Below are 3,069 nucleotides of genomic sequence, written 5' to 3'. Positions count from 1 at the left end.
GCTTGGCACTTGGGCCGCGAGGCGCTCGCTGGCATCATGCGCCTCGCGGCCCAAGCGCCAATCCGCGGCGGTCGCCTCAGCTCAAACGTTAGGCGTCATGCGCCAAAGGTTCGCCATCCAGCAGTTCATTCGGGAGTTCCTGGAAGCCCTGGCGCATGAGTTCCGCACCTTCTTGGGCCTGCCGGGCAAGCTCGAGGTCGTCGCCGAGGAGAACAATCGCTTTGTCGCCTTGGTCGGCCGGCGCGAGGTTGTGGCAGACAAAGTCTCACAGCAAGTCCGCACAGGTGGCCGCCTGGTCGCCCCGTTCAAGGCAATCACTGCCATCGAGGTCGCGTACACACGCAAAGGCGACGATCACGAGACTTGGGAAGTCGCCCTGCGCCTACTTCGCAACAGGCGCGTGTCTCTTGGCCGCCTCGCCGACGATACCGATGCATCAATCCTTGCCGCCAAGCTGAGCACCATCACCGGCGCTCAAGTTGTGTCCACTGTCTAGCCTGTTGCCGAGCACTGGCCTCTTCTCACCGAGGAATGACGCCTAACCCTTCGCTGGAGCCGACTCGCACCGGCATGGCACTTGGCCCGCGAACCCGTGGTTCCTATCATCGGTCTCGCGGGCCAAGCGCCACACCGGCGCTCGCGGCTCAGCTCAAACGTTAGACCTCACAGGGGCCAGTGTGGTGAAGCTCGGTACGTTCGCAAACAGCCGTGTCAAGCTCGGCCGGAACGCCGACTTCTTGGCTGAAGTTTGTCAAGTTCAGCCAGGTTCTGCTTCAGCAGTACCAGGAGTGTTCGAGCGTGCTCCACAGGAATGCGCAAGCATGTGCTCGGCGCCTCATCGTCTCGCAGTTGGCGAGCTACGACAAGGGCATCCAGCCGAACCTCCAACAGCCCCTTGTCGTGCCTCATCGACTTCAAGCGCTGCACTTCTATGTCGTACGGCTTCACGTGGTGGCTCCCGGGGGCTCAAGAGAAGGCGGCATTGTCTCAGCGCGCGTCAAGGCGCAGGCGCCAATCAGCGCATACTGGGTGAACAAGCAGCGTCTAGGTCAAGCAGCGTCACACGGTGAGGCCTAACCCTTCGCTCGAGAGGGACCTCCGCCGGCAAGCCACTTGGCCCTCGAGGCGCTCGCTGTCTATCATGCGCCTCGCGGGCCAAGCGCCTTCCCGGCTCCGGCCCCTCAGCTCAAACGTTAGCCGTCATGCACGAGACGCTGCTGCCACGCGAGTTCCTTGGTGGTCGACTCCGTCGAATGCACCTGCACGATCTTGCGGCGTTCCAGGCCTATCGCTCACTTCCCGAACTCGGGCGCTATCAGGGGTGGTCTCCGATGTCCGACACCGAAGCGCTTGAGTTCCTCGACGACGTGCACCGTGCGCCGCTCTTCATGCCAGGCCATTGGGTGCAACTCGGAATCGCCGAGCCAGAGTCTGACGCGCTCATCGGAGACATTGGCCTGTATCTGTCCGAAGACGGGGCCGCCGGCGAAGTTGGTTTCACGCTTCAGCCGGCGTCGCAAGGTCGTGGGGTCGCAACTCATGCAGTCCGTGAGGCGCTTCAACTCTTCTTCTCGGCTACCGGTGTCGCTCGCGTTCTGGGCATCACCGACGAGCGAAACATACCGAGCATCAAGCTGCTTGAGCGCGTTGGCTTCAAGTTCATCGAGAGCCGTCAAGTCGTGTTCCGCGGTGAGCCGTGCACGGAAAGGGTGTATGCCCTGCCGCGAAATGACGGCTAACCCTTCGCTCGAGGCGACCCTCCACGGCTTGGCACTTGGGCCGCGAGGCGCTCGCTGGCATCATGCACCTCGCGGCCCAAGCGCCAACCCGTGGCGGTCGCCTCAGCTCAAACGTTAGGGATCACATTGCGCCGCTTCTCCGCTTCCATCATCGCTGTTGCCTTAGTCCTCGTCGGATGCGCGGTCGCACCCTACAGAGCTCAGGTTGAATGGGCTGGAACGTATTCCGTCCGCTCCATAGAGCGCGTCCCTGACTCCGGTAGCCTGACGGGAATGCGCAACGCCGTCTCTGGAACCCTGCCACTACGTGTGTCTACGGACATTACAGCAAAGCTTGGAACGCACTTCGGCGTCGGTTTCCTGTTGTTGGGCCCGCGAAACGGAGACAAGGTGAATCTCCGTGCAGTAGTGACTTTCCCACAGGGGGGACTGCGCAACCCTGACACTGGCCTGTCTGCAAGCAGTCACGAGTGGATCCACTCCTGCACGGTCGGATCCAGGTGCACGGTCGGCTTTTACTTCCGCGAGCTGTGGGAACTGCAAGCAGGAACGTGGAGCGTCGAGGTACGGAGCGATACAGGTCCTCTCGTACACGAGCAATTCGGCGTGGTCGTCGAGTGATCCCTAACCCTTCGCTGGAGGCGACAGCCACCGGCTTGGCACTTGGCCCGCGAGGCGGTCGTTCTTATCATCCGCCTCGCGGGCCAAGCGCCAACCCGGCGTCTGCGCCTCAGTCTCAGCTCAAACGTTAGGCGTCAGAGTCCCCACCGAGCCGCGTCGCATCGATGCTCACCTTGCTTCCCGTGCTTCTTGCTGTTGACGCTGGCCTCGTCGGAGGTGTCTTCTTCGCGTTCTCCACGTTCGTCATGAAGGCGCTCGCCCAGCTTCCCGTTGAGCAAGGAGTTGCCGCAATGCAGCGCATCAACGTCGTCGTCATGAACCCACTGTTCCTTGGCCTCTTCGTCGGAACCGCTCTCATCGGTGGCATAGCCGCTATAGGTGCGGTCCTGTCGTGGGGTTCCATGCGATCAAGCCTCCTACTTGCCGCAGGCATTCTTTACGTCGTGGGCGCCTTCGGGGTCACCGCTGCATTCAATGTCCCGCGCAACGAGCGCTTGGCTCATCTCCAGGCTGAGTCCAGCGAAGCCAGAGCCTACTGGCCGGTCTACCTGCGGGAGTGGCTACTCTGGAACCATGTCCGAACCGCCGCGTCGGCAGCTGCTGCAATCGCGGCAACCGTCAGCCTGGCCCACTGAGCGCTTGGCGCTGACGCCTAACCCTTCGCTCGAGGCGACAGCCACCGGCTTGGCACTTGGCCCGCGCACCGGCC

3 protein-coding genes are annotated in these 3,069 nt (G+C 62.6%); all 3 read left to right on the top strand.

Annotated elements, in window-relative coordinates; translation table 11 throughout:
• A partial coding sequence (locus D9C15_RS32855) for a hypothetical protein (RefSeq protein WP_205854976.1) occupies positions 1 to 496 on the top strand: 496 nt, incomplete at its 5' end.
• Between the two features lie 706 nt (positions 497 to 1,202).
• Positions 1,203 to 1,739, top strand: coding sequence for a GNAT family N-acetyltransferase (locus D9C15_RS32845; RefSeq protein ID WP_128003665.1), 537 nt, complete (start codon positions 1,203 to 1,205; stop codon positions 1,737 to 1,739).
• Between the two features lie 785 nt (positions 1,740 to 2,524).
• Positions 2,525 to 2,995 carry an anthrone oxygenase family protein gene (locus D9C15_RS32835; protein WP_128003663.1) on the top strand — a complete coding sequence of 157 codons (471 nt, stop codon included), beginning with the start codon at positions 2,525 to 2,527 and terminating at the stop codon, positions 2,993 to 2,995.
• Positions 2,996 to 3,069: the final 74 nt, after the last annotated feature.

It is taken from the genome of Piscinibacter defluvii, from assembly GCF_004011805.1.
GTDB classification, from domain to species: domain Bacteria; phylum Pseudomonadota; class Gammaproteobacteria; order Burkholderiales; family Burkholderiaceae_C; genus Piscinibacter; species Piscinibacter defluvii.
Note: the sequence above shows the minus strand (reverse complement) of the source record. Positions and strands in the feature narration are given on the sequence as shown.

What these genes read in the sequence shown, in the direction of transcription:
- D9C15_RS32845 (WP_128003665.1), top strand. Translation starts at nt 1,203, where the DNA reads ATGCACGAGACGCTGCTGCCACGCGAGTTCCTTGGTGGTCGACTCCGT.
- D9C15_RS32835 (WP_128003663.1), top strand. Translation starts at nt 2,525, where the DNA reads ATGCTCACCTTGCTTCCCGTGCTTCTTGCTGTTGACGCTGGCCTCGTC.